Annotated in this window: 19 protein-coding genes; 11 read left to right on the forward strand and 8 right to left on the reverse strand. The window is 71.6% G+C overall.

The window, feature by feature from the left end; all coding sequences use genetic code 11:
• Window positions 1-48 precede the first annotated feature (48 nt).
• Complete coding sequence (locus tag ACF09K_RS08050; RefSeq protein ID WP_392241668.1) at window positions 49-981, reverse strand: Ppx/GppA family phosphatase; 933 nt, start codon at window positions 979-981, stop codon at window positions 49-51.
• A 95-nt stretch (window positions 982-1076) separates the two neighbouring features.
• Here ACF09K_RS08050 and ACF09K_RS08055 point away from each other — a divergent pair, with 95 nt between their 5' ends.
• Window positions 1077-2051, forward strand: a complete 975-nt coding sequence (locus ACF09K_RS08055; RefSeq protein WP_392241669.1) for a hypothetical protein — start codon at window positions 1077-1079, stop codon at window positions 2049-2051.
• Window positions 2052-2212: 161 nt separating this feature from the next.
• On the opposite strand, the gene ACF09K_RS08060 is transcribed toward ACF09K_RS08055, so the two are convergent.
• Complete coding sequence (locus ACF09K_RS08060; protein WP_392241670.1) at window positions 2213-3931, reverse strand: hypothetical protein; 1719 nt, start codon at window positions 3929-3931, stop codon at window positions 2213-2215.
• A 305-nt stretch (window positions 3932-4236) separates the two neighbouring features.
• On the opposite strand from ACF09K_RS08060, the gene radA reads away from it, so the two are divergent.
• Both radA and disA read left to right on the forward strand, forming a co-directional pair.
• Entirely contained in the window at window positions 4237-5646 is a 1410-nt protein-coding gene (gene radA, locus ACF09K_RS08065; RefSeq protein WP_392241671.1) for a DNA repair protein RadA, read from the forward strand.
• A gap of 81 nt (window positions 5647-5727) precedes the next feature.
• A complete protein-coding gene (disA, locus tag ACF09K_RS08070) occupies window positions 5728-6852 on the forward strand; it encodes a DNA integrity scanning diadenylate cyclase DisA (RefSeq protein ID WP_392241672.1) in 1125 nt (374 codons plus the stop codon).
• Between the two features lie 197 nt (window positions 6853-7049).
• On the opposite strand, the gene ACF09K_RS08075 is transcribed toward disA, so the two are convergent.
• Complete coding sequence (locus ACF09K_RS08075) at window positions 7050-7892, reverse strand: hypothetical protein (protein ID WP_392241673.1); 843 nt, start codon at window positions 7890-7892, stop codon at window positions 7050-7052.
• A gap of 312 nt (window positions 7893-8204) precedes the next feature.
• Between ACF09K_RS08075 and ACF09K_RS08080 the strand changes: the two genes are divergently transcribed.
• From ACF09K_RS08080 to cseC, 5 genes are all read left to right on the forward strand, one after another.
• Window positions 8205-9194, forward strand: a complete 990-nt coding sequence (locus ACF09K_RS08080; RefSeq protein WP_392241674.1) for an A/G-specific adenine glycosylase — start codon at window positions 8205-8207, stop codon at window positions 9192-9194.
• A gap of 303 nt (window positions 9195-9497) precedes the next feature.
• Window positions 9498-10040, forward strand: coding sequence for a SigE family RNA polymerase sigma factor (locus tag ACF09K_RS08085; protein ID WP_392241675.1), 543 nt, complete (start codon window positions 9498-9500; stop codon window positions 10038-10040).
• Window positions 10025-10690 carry a hypothetical protein gene (locus ACF09K_RS08090; RefSeq protein ID WP_392241676.1) on the forward strand — a complete coding sequence of 222 codons (666 nt, stop codon included), beginning with the start codon at window positions 10025-10027 and terminating at the stop codon, window positions 10688-10690. The genes ACF09K_RS08085 and ACF09K_RS08090 overlap by 16 nt, the downstream gene beginning before the upstream one ends.
• A gap of 350 nt (window positions 10691-11040) precedes the next feature.
• Window positions 11041-11742, forward strand: coding sequence for a two-component system response regulator CseB (cseB, locus tag ACF09K_RS08095; protein WP_392241677.1), 702 nt, complete (start codon window positions 11041-11043; stop codon window positions 11740-11742).
• Between the two features lie 12 nt (window positions 11743-11754).
• Entirely contained in the window at window positions 11755-13098 is a 1344-nt protein-coding gene (cseC, locus tag ACF09K_RS08100) for a two-component system sensor histidine kinase CseC (protein ID WP_392241678.1), read from the forward strand.
• 297 nt (window positions 13099-13395) lie between these two features.
• On the opposite strand, the gene ACF09K_RS08105 is transcribed toward cseC, so the two are convergent.
• Complete coding sequence (locus tag ACF09K_RS08105) at window positions 13396-14985, reverse strand: MDR family MFS transporter (protein WP_392241679.1); 1590 nt, start codon at window positions 14983-14985, stop codon at window positions 13396-13398.
• A gap of 169 nt (window positions 14986-15154) precedes the next feature.
• Here ACF09K_RS08105 and ACF09K_RS08110 point away from each other — a divergent pair, with 169 nt between their 5' ends.
• Window positions 15155-15751, forward strand: coding sequence for a TetR/AcrR family transcriptional regulator (locus ACF09K_RS08110; protein ID WP_392241680.1), 597 nt, complete (start codon window positions 15155-15157; stop codon window positions 15749-15751).
• 22 nt (window positions 15752-15773) lie between these two features.
• On the opposite strand, the gene ACF09K_RS08115 is transcribed toward ACF09K_RS08110, so the two are convergent.
• The gene (locus tag ACF09K_RS08115; RefSeq protein WP_392241681.1) at window positions 15774-16376 is read right to left on the reverse strand and encodes a M23 family metallopeptidase; all 603 of its coding nucleotides are present in this window, start codon (window positions 16374-16376) and stop codon (window positions 15774-15776) included.
• A 515-nt stretch (window positions 16377-16891) separates the two neighbouring features.
• Between ACF09K_RS08115 and ACF09K_RS08120 the strand changes: the two genes are divergently transcribed.
• Window positions 16892-17527, forward strand: coding sequence for an HAD family acid phosphatase (locus ACF09K_RS08120; protein ID WP_392241682.1), 636 nt, complete (start codon window positions 16892-16894; stop codon window positions 17525-17527).
• Between the two features lie 75 nt (window positions 17528-17602).
• On the opposite strand, the gene ACF09K_RS08125 is transcribed toward ACF09K_RS08120, so the two are convergent.
• Window positions 17603-20128, reverse strand: a complete 2526-nt coding sequence (locus ACF09K_RS08125) for an ATP-dependent Clp protease ATP-binding subunit (RefSeq protein WP_392241683.1) — start codon at window positions 20126-20128, stop codon at window positions 17603-17605.
• Window positions 20129-20559: 431 nt separating this feature from the next.
• Between ACF09K_RS08125 and ACF09K_RS08130 the strand changes: the two genes are divergently transcribed.
• Window positions 20560-21237, forward strand: coding sequence for an SCO3374 family protein (locus tag ACF09K_RS08130; protein ID WP_392241684.1), 678 nt, complete (start codon window positions 20560-20562; stop codon window positions 21235-21237).
• Here ACF09K_RS08130 and ACF09K_RS08135 read toward each other — a convergent pair.
• Together ACF09K_RS08135 and ACF09K_RS08140 are read right to left on the reverse strand one after the other, a co-directional pair.
• Window positions 21216-21551 carry an Lsr2 family protein gene (locus ACF09K_RS08135; protein WP_366058568.1) on the reverse strand — a complete coding sequence of 112 codons (336 nt, stop codon included), beginning with the start codon at window positions 21549-21551 and terminating at the stop codon, window positions 21216-21218. The genes ACF09K_RS08130 and ACF09K_RS08135 overlap by 22 nt on opposite strands.
• 227 nt (window positions 21552-21778) lie before the next feature.
• Window positions 21779-22312, reverse strand: a complete 534-nt coding sequence (locus ACF09K_RS08140) for an amino-acid N-acetyltransferase (protein ID WP_392241685.1) — start codon at window positions 22310-22312, stop codon at window positions 21779-21781.
• Window positions 22313-22321: the final 9 nt, after the last annotated feature.

Raw genomic sequence — 22321 nt, forward strand, 5'->3', positions numbered from 1 at the left:
CGCCCGCCTCGCCTGCCTCGTCCCGCCCCGCCTCGTCCCGGCGGTGCGCTACTGCGAAGCCATGTGGTCGAGCTTGCGGAGGATCACGCCCTCCCGGAGCGCCCACGGGCAGATCTCCAGGGACTCCACCCCGAACAGGTCCATCGCCCCCTCGGCGACCAGCGCGCCCGCCAGCAGCTGGCTCGCGCGGCCCTCGGAAACGCCCGGCAGCTCGGCGCGCTGGGCGGTGGTCATGCCGGCCAGGCGCGGCACCCAGGCCTCCAGGGACTCCCGCTTCAGCTCGCGCTGGACGTAGGGGCCGTCGGCGAAGGGGGCGGCGCCGGCGAGGCGGGCGAGCTGCTTGAAGGTCTTGGAGGTGGCGACGACGTGGTCGGGGGAGCCGATGCGGCTGAACTCCCCGACGGTCCGGGCGATCTCGGCCCGCACGTGCCGCCGCAGCGCCCGTATCCGCTCGGGGTCCGGCGGGTCGCCGGGCAGCCAGCCCGCGGTGAGCCGGCCCGCGCCGAGGGGGAGGGAGACGGCCGCGTCGGGCTCCTCGTCGATGCCGTAGGCGATCTCCAGGGAGCCGCCGCCGATGTCCAGGACCAGCAGCTTGCCGGCCGACCAGCCGAACCAGCGGCGGGCCGCGAGGAAGGTGAGCCGGGCCTCCTCCTCGCCGGTGAGGACCTGCAGCCGGACACCGGTCTCGGCCTGTACGCGCGCGAGGACGTCGTCGGCGTTGCCGGCCTCGCGCACGGCGGAGGTCGCGAACGGCAGCACGTCCTCGACGCCCTTGTCCTCGGCGGCCTGGAGCGCCTCCCGGACGACGGTGATGAGCGTGTCGACGCCTTCACGGCCGATCGCGCCGGACTCGTCGAGGAGTTCGGCGAGGCGCAGTTCGGCCTTGTGCGAGTGGGCGGGCAGCGGGCACGCGCCCGGATGCGCGTCCACCACCAGCAGGTGCACCGTGTTCGATCCCACGTCGAGGACACCGAGTCTCATGGAGGGCACGCTACTGCCAGCCGTCCTCACCTCGACCCCCGGTGCGCATCCTGAGACAGTCTCGTTGCCGCGCGCGGGCGACTTACCCTGGTCGGGTGCCAAAGACGAAAAAGGCGAAGGACGAAAAAGCCGACAAGGCCGACAAGGCCGTCGAATCCGCCACCGGCTCCCCGGGTTCTTCGCGGGTGAGGTCACCGAAGAAGTCGCGCAAGGCCCGCGATGCCGACGAGAAGGGTCTCGACTTCGCGCGCGCGTGGGTCGAGTTCCCCGATCCGGCGGACGACGACCAGGTCTTCCGCTGCGATCTGACATGGCTGACCTCGCGCTGGAACTGCATCTTCGGCAGCGGCTGCCAGGGCATCCAGGCGGGCCGCGCGGACGACGGCTGCTGCACGCTGGGCGCGCACTTCTCGGACGAGGACGACGAGAAGCGCGTGGCGGAGCACGTGGCGCGGCTCACCCCCGACGTCTGGCAGCACCACGACGAGGGCGTGCGCGACGGCTGGATCTCGGAGGACGACGAGGGTTCCCGGCAGACCCGCCCGTTCAACGGCTCGTGCATCTTCCAGAACCGCCCGGGCTTCGCGGGCGGCGCCGGCTGCTCGCTGCACATCCTCGCCCTCAAGGAGGGCCGCGAGCCGCTGGAGACCAAGCCGGACGTCTGCTGGCAGCTGCCGGTGCGGCGGACGTACGACTGGATCGACCGGCCCGACGACACCCGCGTGCTCCAGGTGTCGATCGGCGAGTACGACCGGCGCGGCTGGGGTCCGGGCGGGCACGACCTGCACTGGTGGTGCACGTCGGCCACCTCGGCGCACGGCGCGGGCGACCCGGTGTACGTCTCGTACCGGCCGGAACTGATCGAGCTGATGGGCAAGGCCGGATACGACCGGCTGGTCGAGCTGTGCGAGGAGCGGCTCGCCTCGCGGCTGCCCTTGCTGGCCCCGCACCCGGCGGACCCGGTGCCGGCGGATCCGGTGCCGGCGCCGCATGCGCCGGTGGAAAGGCCGACCGCCGTGGATTCCGTCGATCCGGCGGGTCCGGCGGGTCCGGCGGGTCCGATCGTCTGAGGCCATCGGCCCGGCTCTCCGCAGCCGGGCCGGCCCGCTTCGCCGCCCGTACGGCCGCACCCGCGCCGCACCCGCTCCACGGCTCCTCCCGGTCCACGGCCCCTCCCGCTCCACGGCCCCTCCCGGTCCACGGCCCTTCCCGGTCTACGGCCCTTCCCGGTCTACGGCGTCGACGGGCCCGGGTCGCCGCTGCCGTCGGACGGCGGGGTCGAGCCGCCCGGGTCGGACGGGGACGGGCCGGTGGGCGTGGGCTCGGGGTCGGCGGAGGTCGGCGGGTCGTCCGGTGCGGGATCGGTGGCCGGCGGGGTCGTCGGGGGCGTCGGCTCCGGGTCGGGCGAGGCGGGTGGCCCGCTCGGCGTGGGGCCGGGGTCCGCGGGGGCGGGTGCGACGCCGTGGCCCTCGATGGAGACGACGGCACCGGCCGGCGAGACCGCCACGCGCGCGTGCCAGGGCCCGGTGGGCTCGCGCAGGTGGTCGACGTACACCTTGACCGTGATCGACTCGCCGGGCCGGAGGGTGCCCGTGGTGCGGCTCAGGTGGAGCCAGGAGGCGCCGGTGGTCGCCGACCAGTGGACCGGCCCGTCCGCGTCCTGCGCCGCGGTCAGGGTGATCAGGGTGGTGGCGCCGTCGTTCCCGGCCGTGACGGACAGGCGTCCCGCGCCCCTGTCGCCGAGTCCGGGGACGCTGACGACCTCCACGGAGACGTCGGGCTTGCCGCGCTCGGGGAGGCGGGAGCCGGGCCGGGTACTGGCGTTGCCGGCGTTCTGGTAGTCGTCCGACCCGTCTCCGGCGAGGCCGTCGGGGCCCTTGGCCTCACTGGCGGTGGGCGAGCGGCCGTCGGAGTCGGCGGTCGGTGTGCCCCGGTAGGCCGCCCACAGGGCGAGCACGGGCGCGGCGACGACCGTGGCGACGACCGTCGTGGTGACGGCACGCGCGCGCATGCGGTCCCGCCGGGCGGCGCGGTCCTTGGGGTCCATCGGGAAGCCGCGCCGGTCGAAGCGCGGCGCGGCGGCACCCCGCGCGCGTGGCGGGTGCGCCAGGAAGGTGTGCAGGGCCGCGCGGGGCGCCCGCAGGACCGGCAGTTCGGCGGGGGTGACGCCGGCGCCGGGCCAGCGGCCGGGAACCGCGCACTCCGCCGCGCGGCGGCAGCGCGGGCAGTCGTCGACGTGCCGGACGAGCTCGCGGCGCAGCGCGGCACTGAGCACGAGTTGGTGGTCGCCGGTGAGACGGGCCACACCGGGGCAGCCGCCGGTCTCGACGACGGCCAGGGCCGCCCGGGTGCGTTCGACCTCGCAGGCGGCGGAGGCCAGCAGTTCGCGGGCCGCGGCGACCTCCATGCCGAGTACGGCCGCCACCTCGTGGGGGGCGAGGTGGTGCCGTACGGCGAGCTCGAGCGCCTCGCGTTGTTCCGGGCTGGTGCCTGCGGCCTCCGGCCAGGCGAGCAGGGCGAGTTCGCGCCGCCGTCGCTCCTGGAGGTCGTCGGGCACGGGCTCGGCGGCGGGCCCGGCGCCGCTCTGCCGGTGGGCGCCGTGCCGGCCCGGCGCATGCGCGCCCCGGCCTTTCCGCCCGGCCTCGGCGAGTTCGCGCAGGCAGGTCCAGCGGGCCAGTGCGTAGAGCCAGGCCCTGCGGTCGCCCGCGGCGCCCGGGACGCGCTGTCCGCGCCGCTCGGCGAACGTCAGGACGTCGCCGAGGGCGGCCGTGGCGGTGTCGTGGTCGCACAGGACGGACAGACAGTAGGTGAACAGACCGTCGAGGTGGGGCTCGTAGCGCGCGGGTGGGCGCTGCGCCGCCGCGCGCGCCGCAGCGCGGTCGCGCGCCTCCCTGTGCGCCCGGTGTGCGCCGGTCGTGCGGGTCGAGGTTTCCGGACTGCTGCTCATCACCCGTGCGACCGTAGGCCTCACGGAACGACCTCTTGTGTCCCCTTGAGTCCTTTTAATCCGTACGGGTGAAACGATCCCTCATAAGGGGACAGGAACAGGGGCTCGAGTGGCTCGTTCGCGACGGACCGGCCGGTTCACAGGGGTGAGGCGGCCCGGCCGGGGGGAATGGCCGGGCCGCCTCACCCGGTGTCCGCCGCCCCGGGGGGGTGGAGCGGTGGACACCGTCTCGGGTCGCGTCTGCCCCGGCCGGCCCGCTTCATGCACGGGCTTCTCGCGTTGTCGGTGCCGGCGGTTACGGTTTCCCCATGGCTGCCCGCACGAAGACCACCAAGGACCGTCCGTCGTACCGCTGCACGGAGTGCGGGTGGCAGACGGCGAAGTGGCTCGGCCGCTGCCCCGAATGCCAGGCCTGGGGCACGGTCGAGGAGTACGGCGCGCCCGCGGTCCGCACGACGGCGCCCGGCCGGGTCACCACCTCCGCCCTGCCGATCGGACAGGTCGACGGCCGTCAGGCCACCGCCCGCCCCACCGGCGTCCCGGAGCTGGACCGCGTGCTGGGCGGCGGGCTGGTCCCCGGCGCCGTCGTCCTGCTGGCCGGTGAGCCGGGCGTCGGCAAGTCCACGCTCCTGCTCGACGTGGCCGCCAAGTCCGCGAGCGACGAACACCGCACGCTGTACGTCACGGGCGAGGAGTCGGCGAGCCAGGTCCGGCTGCGGGCCGACCGCATCGGCGCCATAGACGACCATCTGTATCTCGCCGCGGAGACCGACCTGGCCGCCGTCCTCGGCCACCTGGACGCCGTGAAACCGTCCCTGCTGATCGTCGACTCGGTGCAGACGGTGGCCTCCCCGGAGATCGACGGCGCCCCCGGCGGCATGGCCCAGGTCCGCGAGGTCGCCGGCGCGCTGATCCGCGCCTCGAAGGAGCGTGGCATGTCCACGCTGCTGGTGGGCCACGTCACCAAGGACGGCGCGATCGCCGGCCCGCGCCTCCTCGAGCACCTCGTGGACGTCGTCCTGTCCTTCGAGGGCGACCGGCACGCGCGCCTGCGCCTGGTGCGAGGCGTCAAGAACCGCTACGGCGCCACCGACGAGGTCGGCTGCTTCGAACTGCACGACGAGGGCATCACGGGCCTCGCCGACCCCAGCGGACTTTTCCTGACACGACGTGACGAACCGGTCCCCGGCACCTGCCTGACGGTCACCCTGGAGGGCCGCCGCCCCCTGGTCGCGGAGGTGCAGGCGCTCACCGTCGATTCGCAGATCCCCTCGCCCCGCCGCACTACCTCCGGTCTGGAGACCTCCCGCGTCTCGATGATGCTCGCGGTCCTGGAGCAGCGCGGCAGGATCAGCGCGCTCGGCAAGCGGGACATCTACTCCGCGACGGTCGGCGGCGTGAAGCTCTCCGAGCCCGCGGCGGACCTGGCGATCGCCCTCGCGCTGGCCTCCGCGGCGAGCGACACCCCCCTGCCCAAGAACCTGGTCGCGATCGGCGAAGTGGGCCTGGCGGGCGAGGTCAGACGGGTCACGGGCGTGCAGCGCAGGCTCGCCGAGGCGCATCGCCTGGGCTTCACGCACGCGCTCGTACCGGGCGATCCCGGCAAGGTCCCCGCGGGGATGAAGGTCCTGGAAGTCGCGAACATGGGGGACGCCCTGCGGGTGCTGCCGCGCTCCCCTCGGCGAGAGGCCCCGCGGGAGGCGGAGGACCGCCGGTAGACTTTGCCCAGGTCTCGCCCGTCCGTACGAACAGAGTGCGCGAAACGGGAGCACCCCAGAACCTGTGACCGGAGGAGTGCAGTGGCAGCCAACGACCGGGCGGCAGCTCCCGGAAAGTCCGGTGGGAGCTCCGGTGCCGAGGGCCTGATGCGTGCCGCGCTGAGCGCGGTGGCTCCCGGCACGGCCCTGCGCGACGGCCTGGAGAGAGTGCTCCGCGGCAACACCGGCGGACTCATCGTGCTCGGCTCCGACAAGACGGTCGAGACGATGTGCACGGGCGGGTTCCTCCTGGATGTCGAGTTCACGGCCACGCGTCTGCGCGAGCTGTGCAAGCTCGACGGCGGCATCGTCGTCTCCTCCGACCTGTCCAAGATCCTGCGGGCCGGCGTGCAGCTCGTGCCGGATCCCACCATCCCCACGGAGGAGACCGGCACCCGGCACCGCACGGCGGACCGCGTCAGCAAGCAGGTCGGCTTCCCCATCGTCTCGGTCTCCCAGTCCATGCGCCTGATCGCGCTCTACGTCGACGGCCAGCGCCGCGTCCTGGAGGACTCCGCGGCGATCCTGTCCCGCGCGAACCAGGCGCTCGCGACCCTGGAGCGCTACAAGCTCCGCCTCGACGAGGTCGCGGGCACGCTGTCGGCGCTGGAGATCGAGGACCTGGTGACGGTCCGGGACGTCTCGGCGGTGGCGCAGCGCCTGGAGATGGTGCGCCGCATCGCCACCGAAATCGCCGAGTACGTGGTCGAACTGGGCACCGACGGCCGTCTCCTCTCCCTCCAGCTGGACGAGTTGATCGCGGGCGTGGAGCCGGAGCGTGAACTGGTGGTCCGGGACTACGTTCCGGAGCCCACCGCCAAGCGTTCCCGCACGGTCGACGAGGCGCTGCACGAGCTGGACGCGCTCAGCCACGCGGAGCTCCTCGAGATGTCCACGGTGGCGCGCGCGCTGGGCTACACCGGTTCCCCCGAGGCCCTCGACTCGGCGGTCTCCCCGCGCGGGTTCCGCATGCTCGCCAAGGTGCCCCGCCTCCCCGGCGCGATCATCGACCGCCTGGTGGAGCACTTCGGCGGACTCCAGAAGCTCCTCGCGGCGAGCGTCGACGACCTCCAGACGGTCGACGGCGTGGGAGAGGCCCGGGCCCGCAGCGTGCGCGAAGGCCTGTCACGCCTGGCGGAGTCGTCGATCCTGGAGAGGTACGTCTGAGACCCCCGGCATCCGAGGCCCGCGGTCTCCGAGACCCGCGGCACCCCTGAGGCCCGCGACGGCTCCGGGACCGGCGGTGGCTCCGGGACCGGCGGTGGTTCCGGGACCGGCGGTGACTCCGGGACTCGCGGCACCCGTGCCGCGCACGCGGGCGCGACCGCGCTCCGGGCGAGGAGCGGCGGCCGGGCGGCCCCGCCTCAGTCCTGCTCCAGCACGAAGGAGGTCTGCGCCTTCGCGAACCCGGGGGCCTTCGCCTCCACCAGGTACGTACCGGCCCCGGCCACCCCGGCCGGAGGCGTCGCGCACTCCGGCGCACTCGGCTTCCGGTCCCAGGTCACGGTGTACGTGAAGCTGTCCCCGGCCGGCACCCGGTACAGAAGGCTGACGGCCCCCTTCGGGCAGTCGGCGGACGACCAGTAGTCGTCGGCGCCGCCGGCCCGGGTGATCGTCAACACCGCCTTCTTCGGCCCGAGATCGACCTTGCAGTCGCTTCCGGAGGAGTTCTTCGCCGTCAGTCGGAACGTGGGCCTCTGGTCCGGCGAGTAGGTGTTGCGGACGCTGCGCAGGCTCAACGTGACCACACTGGCGGTGCAGTTGGGCAGCGTCGTACCGGCCGGCAGGACCGTGCCCGACCCGCTGCCGTTGGCGCCGTCGTCCGAACCACCGGATCCCGCCGAGCCGGCGCCCCCCGTGTCCGCGCCGCCGGACCCGGTGCCGTCGCCCGAGCCCGAACCGGCATCCGAACCGGAGCCCGATCCCGAACCGGAGCCGGATCCGCCGGAGTCCTCGTCGCCCGACTCGTCGCGCCCGCCGGGGTTTTGACTGATCGCGGGTCCGGAACCGGAGGGGCCCGGCGTGATGGAGGACGCGGGATTCTTGCCGTTGGAACCGTCCGCCCCGTTCTTGCCGCCACCCCCGCCCGAGCCGACCACCCAGGTGACCAGCAACGCCAACAGGGCGACCACGGACAGCAGTACGCCCCTCCGTCGCCAGTAGATGGAGGAGGGAAGCGGCCCGACCGGATTGCGCAGAGATCCCACGGCGCAAACTGTACGAGAGATCCTTGCCATGTCCGGCGTCACCCGCCGCCCGGGCCACAACTTTTCCGGATCATCATCCCGGACAGGGGTGCTCCGCCGCCGACTTGAGTACCGTGCCCCCGTTCCGGTGACGGCACGTGACCGTGATGCCGTACGGGACACACGGAGCGTGACGGCGCGCGCCCTCGCCCTCGCGCCCCTCACAGCCGCGGCCGCGCCCGGGGCGCACGCGCGCGGACACCTCCCGCGCCCCCGCCCCACCGGTAGCGGCACGCGCGCGTGCCCCCGCGCGCATGGCAGGATCGGAAGGCCATGACTGCGCCCACGAAGCCCCCGCACCACAGCCCCGACGACACCGTCTCCGGGCCGCCCCCCGCAGGGCGGCCGCGCCCGGACGCTCCCGGCCCGACGACGGCCGCACCGGCCTCCGGCGCGCGCCTGCACTCCCCCGTCATCGACTGGTTCGACGAGCACGCCCGCGACCTGCCCTGGCGGCGCCCCGAGGCCGGCGCCTGGGGAGTCATGGTCAGCGAGTTCATGCTCCAGCAGACGCCGGTCAGCCGCGTCCTGCCGGTCTACGAGCAGTGGCTCGCCCGCTGGCCGCGCCCCGCCGACCTGGCCGCCGAGTCCCCCGGCGAGGCCGTCCGCGCCTGGGGGCGGCTCGGCTACCCACGCCGCGCCCTGCGGTTGCACGGCGCCGCGGTGGCCATAACGGAACGGCACGACGGTGACGTACCGGCGGACCACGCGCAGCTGCTGGCGCTGCCCGGCATCGGCGAGTACACGGCCGCCGCCGTCGCCTCCTTCGCGTACGGACAGCGGCACGCCGTCCTGGACACCAACGTCCGCCGGGTGTTCGCGCGCGCGGTCACGGGGGTGCAGTACCCGCCGAACGCCACCACGGCCGCCGAACGCAGACTGGCGCGCGCCCTGCTGCCCGAGGACGAGAGGACCGCCGCGCGCTGGGCGGCCGCGTCCATGGAACTGGGCGCCCTCGTGTGCACGGCGCGGAACGAGAGCTGCCCGCGCTGCCCGATCGCCGACCGGTGCGCCTGGCGGCTCGCGGGCAAACCGGAGCACGACGGCCCGGCGCGTCGCGGCCAGACGTACGCCGGTACGGACCGACAGGTGCGGGGCAAGCTGCTCGCCGTGCTGAGGGAGGCTCACACGCCCGTGCCGCAGGCGGAACTCGACCGGGTGTGGCACGAGCCGGTGCAACGCGCGCGGGCGCTGGACGGCCTCGTCGCGGACGGCCTGGTGGAACCGATGCCGGGCGGCCTGTACCGGCTCCCGCTCACCTGACGCACCGTCAGTTCACGGTCGCCCGGAGGCCGTCCGACGGGTGGTCGACGGGCGGTCAGCGGGTGATCGGCGGATGAATCCCCTCAAACCGGCCGCATTCGGCTTTCCTCCCTACCCCTGAACCGCCTTCGTTACACAACCGACGGACAGCCGACTGCTAGCCGCAGGCTGCCTCGGACAGTGCCGTGACAACGGCTCCGTAACTTCCTTCGTGTGCCCGGCAGCGGGACGAGGGCCACAGACCACGAGCGGGAAACCGGCGGACCACAGCCAGCCGGTACGGGGATACGGAGGCGGTTGATCATGGCGCAGGGAGAGGTGCTCGAGTTCGAGGAGTACGTCCGCACCCGGCAGGACGCGCTGCTGCGCAGTGCCCGCCGGCTGGTCCCGGACCCGGTGGACGCCCAGGACCTGCTCCAGACCGCGCTGGCCCGCACGTACGGCCGCTGGGACGGCATCGCGGACAAGCGGCTGGCGGACGCCTACCTGCGCCGGGTCATGATCAACACCCGGACCGAGTGGTGGCGCGCCCGCAAGCTGGAGGAAGTGCCCACCGAGCAGCTGCCGGACGCCCGCGTGGAGGACTCCACCCAGCAGCACGCGGACCGTGCCCTGCTGATGGACGCCATGAAGGTGCTCGCTCCCAAGCAGCGCAGTGTCGTCGTCCTGCGACACTGGGAGCAGATGTCCACGGAGGAGACGGCCGTAGCCCTCGGCATGTCGGCCGGTACGGTCAAGAGCACGCTGCACCGGGCGCTCGCCCGGCTCCGCGAGGAGCTGGAATCCCGCGATCTGGACGCACGCGCGCTGGAGCGTGAGGAGCGGGAGCGTTGCACGGCGGCCTGACCGAGGCCGGGCCCTCACCGGCCCGGGGCACCGTCCAGGCGGTGATCACGGCGCTGGCCGTGCTCGCCGCCGTCGGCCTTTTCCTGTCCTCGTGCGCCACCGGCGGCACCGGTGCCCGTGACGAGGGCCCGGCGCACGCCGGAGCGGTCGTCGGCGCCACCGCCTCCCCGTCGAGCTCCCCCGCCGACGCCCCCGACCGCACCGACGCCGTCCGGCTCGTCAAGGACGACCCCGAGGTGTCGGAGGAGGTCAAGCGCGAGCTGAAACCGTGCGTCGGCGACGAGTACCCGGTCGACGTCTCCTTCGGCGACCTCACCGGCGGCGCCGAGAGCGACGTCGTCGTCAACGTGCTGACGTGCGGTGACGCGGTGGGCGTCGGGGCGTACGTGTACCGCCGCACGGGCGGCCGGTACGAGAACGTGTTCAAGACCGAGGAACCCCCGGTCTACGCCGAGATGGACCGCGGCGACCTGGTGGTGACCAAGCAGGTGTACGAGAAGGGCGACCCCGTCTCCAGCCCCTCCGGCGAGAACGTCATCACGTACCGCTGGACGGCCTCGGGCCGCTTCGTCAAGGAGTACAGCTGGCACAACGACTACAGCAGCGTGGTCGGCGGGGCCGACGTGACGCCGGTGCCGGAGAGCGGCTGACGGGCTCCGCACACCGTCGCCGGACGCCCCTTCGTCGTGCCTCCGCGGAAAAAAATCCTCCGCCACGTGAACCGTTCGGGCCTCCCGGACCGATGAACCAGTGAACGCACCAGGCGCTCCGGGCGTCCCCTCCTAGGGACGGCCGGCCCGACAGCGAAGCGACAGACACGGCGAACCGACAGAAACGACAGCCCGACAGCCCGACAGCCCGACAGCCACAGCGGACCCGCGACCGCCCGCACCGCGCACCACCCACACCGTCCAGACCGCACACCGTCCAGACCGCACACCGCACACCGCACACCGCACACCGCACACCCACGACACCACCGAGGACTGAGAGCACCGGGATGGCAGACCAGACCCACGTCCTGTTCGTCGAGGACGACGACGTCATCCGCGAGGCCACCCAGCTGGCCCTGGAGCGGGACGGCTTCATGGTCACCGCGATGCCCGACGGCCTGTCCGGTCTGGAGGCGTTCCGGGCGGACCGCCCCGACATCGCCCTGCTGGACGTGATGGTGCCCGGGCTGGACGGCGTGAGCCTGTGCCGGCGCATCCGGGACGAGTCCACCGTGCCGGTGATCATGCTCTCCGCGCGCGCCGACTCCATCGACGTCGTGCTCGGCCTCGAGGCAGGCGCCGACGACTACGTGACCAAGCCGTTCGACGGTGCCGTCCTGGTCGCCCGCATCCGTGCGGTGCTGCGCCGGTTCGGGCACGCGGGCGGGCCCGACCGGGGCGAGGCGGATCCCTCCGCCGCCGGGGGCGTGCTGGCCTTCGGCGACCTGGAGATCGACACCGAGGGCATGGAGGTGCGCCGGGCCGGGCGGCCGGTCGCGCTCACCCCGACCGAGATGCGCCTCCTGCTGGAGTTCTCCTCCGCCCCGGGCACGGTCCTGTCGCGGGACAGACTGCTGGAGCGGGTGTGGGACTACGGCTGGGGCGGAGACACCCGCGTCGTCGACGTCCACGTGCAGCGGCTGCGGACGAAGATCGGCCAGGACCGGATCGAGACGGTCCGCGGCTTCGGCTACAAGCTGAAGGCCTGAGCGGACAGGGGTATGCGGGGGATGTTGCGGCACCTGGTTCCCGTCCGCGCCGAGCGCACGGGTCTCCACACCGGCCTGCGGTGGAAGCTGAGCGCGGCCATCGCACTGGTCGGGGCGCTGGTGGCGATCGTGCTCAGCCTCGTCGTCCACAACGCCGCCCGGGTCTCCATGCTGGACAACGCGCGCGACCTCGCCGACGAGCGCGTCCAGATCGCCCAGCGCAACTACGAGCTGTCGGGGCGCCCCAACTTCCCCAACATCAAGATCGACGACCGGGACCTGCCGTCGGAGCTGAGGTTCAAGGTCGGGGAGGGGCGCCGGGCGACGTTCGTCTCCGACCACGACGGCGGGCCGCCCGACATCTGGGCGGCGGTGCCCCTGAAGGACGGCCGCGTGCTCTCCCTGCACACCGGCTTCACCGACCGCAGCACGGACATCCTGTACGACCTCGACCAGGCTCTGGTGATCGGTTCCATCGCGGTCGTCCTCGGCGGCAGCGCGCTCGGGGTGCTGATCGGCGGCCAGCTCTCGCGTCGGCTGCGCAAGGCGGCGGCCGCGGCGAACCGGGTCGCCAAGGGTGAGACGGAGGTGCGGGTGCGGGACGCCATCGGCGGGGTCGTGCGCGACGAGACCGACGACCTGGCGTCCGCCGTGGACGCCATGGCGGACGCCCTCCAGCAGCGGCTGGAGGCCGAGCGCCGGGTCACCGCCGACATCGCGCACGAGCTGCGCACACCGGTGACCGGGCTGCTGACCGCCGCCGAGCTGCTGCCTCCGGGCCGGCCCACCGAGCTGGTCATGGACCGGGCGAAGGCCATGCGCACGCTCGTCGAGGACGTCCTGGAGGTGGCCCGCCTCGACGGCGCCTCCGAGCGCGCCGAGTTGCAGGACATCCTGCTGGGCGAGTTCGTCACCCGGCGGGTGGCGGCCAAGGACCCGGAGGCCGAGGTGCGGGTGGTGCACGAGTCCATGGTCACCACCGACCCCCGGCGCCTGGAACGCGTGCTGTTCAACCTGCTCGCCAACGCCGGCCGGCACGGCAGACCGCCGATCCAGGTCACCGTCGAGGGCCGGGTCATCCGGGTCCGCGACCACGGCCCCGGGTTCCCCCAGGATCTGCTCGCGGAGGGCCCGAGCCGCTTCCGCACCGGGAGCAGCGACCGGGCAGGACGCGGCCACGGTCTGGGCCTCACCATCGCGGCAGGACAGGCCCGTGTCCTGGGCGCCCGGCTGACCTTCCGCAACGTACGGCCGGCGGGGGCGCCGGCGCACATACCCTCCGAGGGCGCGGTGGCCGTCCTGTGGCTGCCGGAGCACGCCCCGACGAACACGGGAAGCTATCCGATGCTGCCGTGAGGACGGGCACCGGCCGGCCGGGGCGGGTGCCCTCGTGGGGCGGCGTGCCGATCCGGTGCATCGCTCACCGTGCGCGGGGCGGCGTGCCGATCGCGGACGCGTCCCTCACCGTGCGTGGGGCGGCGGGCCGATCCGGTGCGCCACTCGCCGTGCAGGGGGCGGCCGTACCGATCCGGTGCATCGTTCGCCCCATGCCGGAGGCCCCCGGGGTGGTCGCCGGCCGGGGGCCTCTCGGAGGGCTTGCGCGGTGCGGACCGCCGCCGCCCACTGCGGGCGGCGGCGGTCCGTCCGGGCGGTTCAGACGGGCTCGACGACCGGCGCCTTGAGGGCGGTGGACTCCTCCGCGGCGCCCTCCTCCTTCGGTCCGGCTCCGCGGAGGGGGACCTCCTTGACGAAGACGGCCGCCACCAGCGCGACCACGGCCACGACGGCTCCGAGGACGAACGCCGCGTGGGTGCCGTCGGAGACCGCGTACTGGTAGGCCTCCCGCGCCGGGGCCGGGAGTTTGGCGAGGCTGGCGGCGTCCAGCTGCGCGGACTGCTCGGTGATCCTGGAGCCCAGTGCGCCGGCCCGCTCGGACATGGCGTCCTGGACCCGGCTGTTGAACAGCGCGCCCATGATCGCGACGCCGAAGGAGGAGCCGAGCGTGCGGAAGAGGGTGGCCGAGGAGGACGCGACGCCCATGTCCTTCATCTCGACGCTGTTCTGTGCGACCAGCATGGTGATCTGCATCAGGCAGCCCATGCCGAGGCCGACGACCGCCATGAACACACCGGAGGTGAACCGGGAGGTGCCGGTGTCCATCGTGGAGAGCAGGTACAGGCCGACGATCATCAGGGCGCCGCCGACGACCGGGAAGACCTTGTAGCGGCCGCTGCTGGTGGTGATCCGGCCGGCGATCATCGAGGTCACGAGCATCGCGCCGAGCATCGGCAGGAGCAGCAGGCCGGAGTTGGTCGCCGAAGCACCCTGCACCGCCTGCTGGTAGAGCGGCAGGAACAGGGTGGCGCCGAACATCACGAAGCCGGTGATGAAGCCGATCACCGACATCAGCGTGAAGTTGCGGCTGCGGAAGATGTGCAGCGGCAGGATCGGCTCCGCGGCCCTGGTCTGCCAGAACACGAACCCGACGAGCGCCGCGACACCGATGCCGATCAGCTCCATGATCCGCGCGGAGGACCAGGCGTACTCGGTGCCGCCCCAGGTGGTGACGAGCACGATGGAGGTGATGCCGACGGTGAGCAGTCCGGCGCCCAGATAGTCGATGCGGGCCTGGGACCGCTTCTTCGGCAGGTGCAGGACGGCGGTGATCAGGCCGAGGGACACCACACCGAGCGGCAGGTTGATGTAGAAGGCCCAGCGCCAGCCCCAGTGGTCGGTGATGGTGCCACCGACCAGCGGTCCGCCGATCATCGCTATCGCCATCACGGCGGCCATCATGCCCTGGTACTTGCCGCGCTCCCGCGGCGGGACGAGGTCGCCGATGATGGCCATGACGCCGACCATCAGACCGCCGGCGCCCAGCCCCTGCACGGCGCGGAAGCCGATCAGCTGGCCCATGTCCTGGGCCATGCCGCTCAGCGCCGACCCGGCCAGGAAGAGGACGATGGAGCTGAGGAAGGCGCCCTTGCGCCCGTACAGGTCGCCGAGCTTGCCCCAGATCGGGGTGGAGGCGGCGGTGGCGAGGGTGTAGGAGGTCACCACCCACGACAGGTGTTCGAGGCCGCCGAGGTCGCCGACGATCGTGGGCATCGCGGTGCCGACGATCATGTTGTCGAGCATCGCGAGCATCATGGTGATCATCAGTGCGAGCATCACGACCCGCACGCTCCGCTGTTTCTCGTCCTGTGCGCCGGCGTCCGGCTCAACGGTTCGGGTGTCCGCCATCGTCATCCCACTCCCCCAGGGCAGCCACTTACTTGCCGCCCGGCTAGTTCAGTACACTGGGAAAGTAGATCCACAACTAGCCGGTCGTCAAGTAAGTTTCAACTGACCGGAAGGCAAGTTCCTCTTACCTTCCGGCTGCCGGTTTCGCGGCGACGCGAGGAGTACGAGGATGGACGTCACCATGGACGGCACCAAGCAGCGACGCCGCGGCAACACGCGCCAGCGCATCCAGGACGTGGCGCTGGAGCTCTTCGCCGAGCAGGGTTACGAGAAGACCTCGCTCCGCGAGATCGCGGAGCACCTCCAAGTGACCAAGGCGGCCCTGTACTACCACTTCAAGACCAAGGAAGAGATCATCGTCGGCATCTTCACGGATCTGACGAAGCCGATCGAGGACCTGGTCGAGTGGGGCCGCAGCCGGCCGCACACCCTGGAGACCAAGCGGGAACTCCTGCGGCGCTACAGCCAGGCGCTCAGCGAGGCGGCCCCGCTCTTCCGCTTCATGCAGGAGAACCAGGCGACGGTCCGCGAACTCCGGATCGGCGAGTCCTTCAAGGACCGGATGCGCGGGCTGCGCGACATCGTCATCGACCCGGACGCGCCGCTCGCCGACCAGGTCCGCTGCGTCAGCGCCATCTTCACGCTGCACGCCGGGATGTTCTTCCTCCAGGACCTCGAAGGCGACCCCGAGGAGAAGCGCGAAGCCGTCCTCGAGGTCGCCGTCGATCTGATCACCCAGGCCCATCAGGGCTCGCAGCCGTCCTGAAGGCGGCCGTCGGTCACCGTCGTCAGAGGGACACGCCCTTGCCGCGCAGGAACTTCACCGGGTCGACCGCCGAACCGTAGTTGGCGGTGGTCCGGATCTCGAAGTGCAGGTGCGGGCCGCTGGAGTTGCCGGTGTTGCCGGACAGGGCTATGCGCTGGCCGGTCTTGACGACCTGGCCGACCTTCACGTTGACGTGCGACAGGTGGGCGTACTGGGAGTACACACCGTTGGCGTGCTTGATGACGATGGCGTTGCCGTAGGCGGGGCCGTCACCGGCGCCGTTGCCGCCGGCCTTGACGACCTTGCCGCCGTGCGCGGCGAAGACCTTGGTGCCGGTCGCCACGGCGAAGTCCTGGCCGCTGTGCTTGGAGGCCCACATGCCACCGGCCTGGGCGAAGCTGGCGGACAGCTTGTACTTCTTCACCGGGTCGACCCAGGTGGCCGAGGCCTTCTTGGCCACCACCGCGGTCGCGGCCGTGGGCGCCGCCGTCTGGGCCTGGGGCGTGACCGCGGACGCCACTCCGCTCCCCAGCACGACCGTGGCGCCGAGAGCGGCGGCGCCGACGGCCACGCGGGTGCGGAGCTGGGGCGTACGGGACGAACGGAACGTGACGCGCTGGAACATCGAAACCTCATGGTGCCGGGGACGGAGAGAACCACCCGACGTACGGACGTCGCCGGATGGCCGTTCCTTGGTAACCCGCGGCCCGGCAATGCCTCAAATGTGTGATCTACGACGGAAACTAGTACTTCACGTCAAAGCGGAACTCACACCCACAGTTCGCCCCACATCAGACATAGGGCCTATTTCCACGCGACAGGCCTGCCGGACAGACCCACTCCGAGCGATATGTCGCTTTTGCCTGAATGCTGATCGGAACTATTCCGCGTAGTACGTGACGTAGCTCCTGTGCGGCACGTCACCGGCCGCCCGCCGCGCGGTCCTTCGGAATGTGACGGCGGCTACTCCCCCACCCCCGGCGGGACTTGTGACCCGCGCCACGAAGCGTGCGCGAGGGTGTGACGGGCCGCACAGCACCCTCTACCGTCCAGTAACCCGCTGGTTCCCCTCAGGCCATCCCCACCGATGAGCATGCCCACGACACCTGCAGCGCTTGGACGCGAGAGGACCCCCACACCATGACCAGAGGCACCTGGACGCGCCGCATCGGCATGACCGCCGTGGCGACGGCCGCCCTCACCGCGATGGCCGTCCCGGCCGGCGCCCAGGCCGCGACGGCCACCGGCACCTCCTCCACCGCCACCGCCGCCGCGCAGGCCCAGGTCGGCTACGACACCTGGCAGACGGACTGCCGGGCGGTGATGAACCAGGCCCTGCCCTACCTGAAGCAGCGCATCGCCACCGTCGAACCGGGCGAGAAGCCGGCCGTCGTCCTCGACATCGACAACACCACCCTGGAAACCGACTTCGGCTTCAGCTACCCGCAGCCGGCCAACAAGCCGGTCCTCGACGTCGCCAAGTACGCCCAGGAGCACGGCGTCTCCCTGTTCTTCGTCACCGCCCGCCCCGGCATCATCTCGGGCGTCACGGACTACAACCTGAAGCACGTCGGCTACAAGGTCTCCGGCCTCTACGTCCGCGGCCTGTTCGACCTCTTCAAGGACGTCGGCGCCTACAAGACCGCCCAGCGCGTCGACATCGAGTCCAAGGGCTACACGATCATCGCGAACATCGGCAACAGCGCCACCGACCTGTCGGGCGGCCACGCCGAGAAGACCTTCAAGCTGCCGGACTACGACGGGCAGCTGTCCTGAGGAACACAGCGAGAGGGGCCGCCCCGGGACATCGGTCCCGGGGCGGCCCCTCTCGTCGCGCTCGACCCCTCGGGGTCAGGCGTCCTTGCTCAGGTTCGGACCCGTGCCGCCGGCCGCCTGCTCGATCGGCGGGACGTCCGGCAGGGCCGCCTTCTCCTCACCCCGGAAGGTGAAGGTCTTGGCGTCGCCCTCGCCCTCGGTGTCCACGACCACGATGTGACCGGGGCGCAGCTCGCCGAAGAGGATCTTCTCCGAGAGCGTGTCCTCGATCTCGCGCTGGATGGTGCGGCGCAGCGGCCGCGCACCCAGCACCGGGTCGTACCCCTTCTTGGACAGCAGTTCCTTGGCGGACTGGGAGAGCTCGATGCCCATGTCCCGGTCCTTCAGGCGCTCGTCGACCTTGCCGACCATCAGGTCGACGATCTGGAGGATGTCCTCCTGGGTCAGCTGCGGGAAGACGACCACGTCGTCGACGCGGTTGAGGAACTCGGGCCGGAAGTGCTGCTTCAGCTCGTCCGAGACCTTGTTCTTCATGCGCTCGTAGTTGGACTTCGTGTCGCCCGCGGCGGCGAAGCCGAGGTTGAAGCCCTTGGAGATGTCCCGCGTGCCGAGGTTGGTCGTCATGATGATGACCGTGTTCTTGAAGTCCACGACCCGGCCCTGGGAGTCGGTCAGGCGACCGTCCTCCAGGATCTGGAGCAGCGAGTTGAAGATGTCCGGGTGGGCCTTCTCCACCTCGTCGAAGAGGACGACGGAGAACGGCTTGCGGCGGACCTTCTCGGTCAGCTGGCCGCCCTCTTCGTACCCCACGTATCCGGGCGGGGAACCGAAGAGACGCGACACCGTGTGCTTCTCGCTGAACTCCGACATGTCGAGGGAGATCAGCGCGTCCTCGTCACCGAAGAGGAACTCGGCGAGCGCCTTGGACAGCTCGGTCTTACCGACACCGGACGGGCCGGCGAAGATGAACGAACCACCCGGACGCTTCGGGTCCTTGAGGCCGGCACGCGTACGGCGGATCGCCTTCGAGAGCGCCTTGACGGCGTCCTTCTGGCCGATGACCCGCTTGTGGAGCTCGTCCTCCATGCGCAGCAGGCGCGAGGACTCCTCCTCGGTCAGCTTGAAGACCGGGATGCCGGTGGCGGTCGCGAGGACCTCGGCGATCAGCTCGCCGTCGACCTCGGCGACGACGTCCATGTCGCCGGCCTTCCACTCCTTCTCGCGCTTGGCCTTGGCGGCCAGGAGCTGCTTCTCCTTGTCGCGGAGGGAGGCGGCCTTCTCGAAGTCCTGCGAGTCGATCGCGGACTCCTTGTCGCGGCGGACGCCGGCGATCTTCTCGTCGAACTCGCGCAGGTCCGGCGGCGCGGTCATCCGGCGGATGCGCATCCGGGAACCGGCCTCGTCGATCAGGTCGATCGCCTTGTCCGGCAGGAAGCGGTCCGAGATGTACCGGTCGGCCAGGGTGGCGGCCTGGACCAGCGCCTCGTCGGTGATCGAGACGCGGTGGTGCGCCTCGTACCGGTCGCGCAGACCCTTGAGGATCTCGATGGTGTGCGGCAGCGACGGCTCCGCGACCTGGATGGGCTGGAAGCGGCGCTCGAGAGCCGCGTCCTTCTCCAGGTGCTTGCGGTACTCGTCCAGCGTGGTCGCACCGATGGTCTGGAGCTCACCGCGGGCCAGCATCGGCTTCAGGATCGAAGCGGCGTCGATGGCGCCTTCGGCGGCACCCGCACCGACCAGCGTGTGCAGCTCGTCGATGAACAGGATGATGTCGCCGCGGGTGCGGATCTCCTTGAGGACCTTCTTCAGGCGCTCCTCGAAGTCACCGCGGTAGCGGGAGCCGGCGACCAGCGCGCCGAGGTCCAGGGTGTAGAGGTGCTTGTCCTTGAGGGTCTCGGGCACCTCGCCCTTGACGATGGCCTGGGCGAGGCCCTCGACGACGGCGGTCTTGCCGACGCCGGGCTCACCGATCAGGACCGGGTTGTTCTTGGTGCGGCGGGACAGCACCTGCATGACCCGCTCGATCTCCTTCTCGCGCCCGATGACCGGGTCGAGCTTGGACTCACGAGCGGCCTGGGTGAGGTTCCGGCCGAACTGGTCGAGGACCAGGGACGTCGAGGGCGTGCCCTCGGCAGGGCCGCCGGCGGTGGCGGTCTCCTTGCCCTGGTAACCGGAGAGCAGCTGGATCACCTGCTGCCGCACCCGGTTGAGGTCTGCACCCAGCTTGACCAGGACCTGGGCGGCGACGCCCTCGCCCTCACGGATCAGGCCGAGCAGGATGTGCTCCGTGCCGATGTAGTTGTGGCCCAGCTGAAGGGCCTCGCGGAGCGACAGCTCCAGGACCTTCTTGGCACGGGGGGTGAAGGGGATGTGCCCGGACGGGGCCTGCTGGCCCTGGCCGATGATCTCCTCCACCTGCTGGCGGACCGCCTCGAGCGAAATCCCGAGGCTCTCAAGGGCCTTGGCGGCGACACCCTCACCCTCGTGGATCAGGCCCAGGAGGATGTGCTCGGTGCCGATGTAGTTGTGGTTGAGCATCCGGGCTTCTTCCTGAGCCAGGACGACAACCCGCCGCGCGCGGTCGGTGAACCTCTCGAACATCGTTAATCGCTCCTCAGAGCGGTCAGGCAGTGGGGGGAACTTCCCCTCCCTGTCCTTCCGCAGCTTAGTCCCGCAAGCGGGGACCGCTCATTCCAACTGCCGACACCGTCGATGGCCTCCTGACCCCGAACGCCGACATCTGCTCCAACCCGATGGTGCGAGACGATGTTCCCGCAGGCCAGACAGTTACCCCAGTCGCCAGTACGCCGATGGCGAACGTGAGACTCCCGTTTCCTGCGTGTCGCCCCCTCCCACTAGGGATGTCTTACCCGCTGGGACCGACACTCCATGCCGCGGGCGCCCGTTCCCTCCGCTACGGGCGAACAACCTTGTGCCTCCCGGCACCCCCGCGCGCCCTCCGCACCACCACTCTGCGCTCGCTTCGCGGTACGCAGCGTAACCACGGAGGCTTCGGAACCGTTGCACTCGGCATGGTCGGCCCCGTCCCCCCGTCCGCGTCCCGGACCACCCCCTCCGTCGCCGCGGGCGCCGCCGCGGCCCTCTCCCCGACGGCCGTGCCCCCGGTCCTCGCCGCCACGTCCAAGGTTCCCCCTCCCCGCAGGGCGCTCGGTCCGGACCGCCCGGACGGGAGCGTCCGCGGCTGGTACGAGAACGAACTGGGGTGGGAGACGGTGCCCGGAGAGCCGGTGCGGCTTCGGGTGGGCCTGCGCTTCGACGTCCTGGAGGTGCCGGCCGAGGCGGGTCACCCGGCGCTGCGGCATCTGGCGCCGGGCTCTCCGGTGGCCGTGCGGGGCGACCGGATGCGGCTGCTGGTGGCGGCGGGGAGCGCGGAGGAGCTGCCGGGAGTCCTGCGGTGGCTGGAGTGGGACGCGCTGGCGCTGGACCTGACGGCGACCGGCGCGGGCGGGGTCTTCGAGGCGCCCCCGCCGCCGGGCCGGACCCGCCCCGGAACAGCACTGCAGGGGGCCGCCGTGTGGCTGCGGCCCCCCGTCGGAGGGTGCGGGGTCGAGGCCTCGCTGCCGACGATGTCGGCCCTGGGGGACGCCGGGGGCGCCCCCGACCTGGTGCGCTTGGTGGACACGCTGGCGACGCACTGTCACCGTGTCCGGCTGCGGCGCGCCTGCGTTCAGCCGTTGGCCTTCTCGTAGGCCTCGCGGATGGTCGCGGGAACACGGCCGCGGTCGTTGACCTCGTAGCCGTTCTCCTTCGCCCACGCGCGGATCTGAGCGGTGTCCTGGCTGCCACCTGCGGCGGCGCGCGTCTTTCCGCGTCCGCCCGAAGCGCGGCCTCCGGTACGCCGACCGCCCTTCACGTACGGGTCGAGAAGGCTGCGCAGCTTGTCCGCATTGGCAGTCGTGAGATCGATCTCGTACGTCTTGCCGTCCAGCGCGAACGTCACGGTCTCGTCGGCCTCGCCGCCGTCGAGGTCGTCGACAAGAAGGACCTGAACCTTCTGTGCCACCGGATTTCCTTTCATCGATAACGTGAGGGCCGGGGGTCTGCGGCGTTCCGCCGTTTCGCCGCCCACTGATATATGCAGTACTGCAGTACATCGGAAAGCAAACCGCTTTTGCCGAGAAAACACAAACCCTCGGGAGAGACCGGCAGCCCGCTCCCCGTACGGAAACGTGCGCGTTTCGGACATAGGGCACCCGGGCAAGGCGACTCCGCCGGAATGGGGCGCGGCGATCACAGATGCAGAAGCATCCGGCTGTTGCCCAAGGTGTTCGGTTTCACTCGTTCGAGACCGAGGAACTCCGCGACCCCCTCGTCATAGGAACGCAGCAGCTCCGCGTAGACATCGGTGTCGACGGGCGTCTCGCCGATCTCCACGAAGCCGTGCTTGACGAAGAAGTCCACTTCGAAGGTGAGGCAGAAAACCCGGCGAACACCGAGCCAACGCGCGGTCTGCAGCAACTTCCCCAACAACTGGTGACCGACGCCGGCGCCCTTCAGGCCGGGCTTCACCGCGAGGGTGCGGACTTCCGCGAGGTCTTCCCACATCACGTGCAGCGCGCCGCAGCCGACGACCTCGGCGTTGTCGTCGCGTTCGGCGACCCAGAACTCCTGGATGTCCTCGTAAAGGGTCACCGTCGCTTTGTCGAGCAGGATGCCGCCGCGGACGTACGCGTCAAGGAGACGACGCACCGCGGGGACATCGCTGGTCCGGGCCCGGCGGACGGTGATGGCTTTAGCGTTGACTTCAGGGCTCTGAGCTGACATGAGCGGACG

Origin of the sequence: Streptomyces sp. NPDC014882, assembly GCF_043081325.1 — a bacterium.
Lineage (GTDB): Bacteria > Actinomycetota > Actinomycetes > Streptomycetales > Streptomycetaceae > Streptomyces.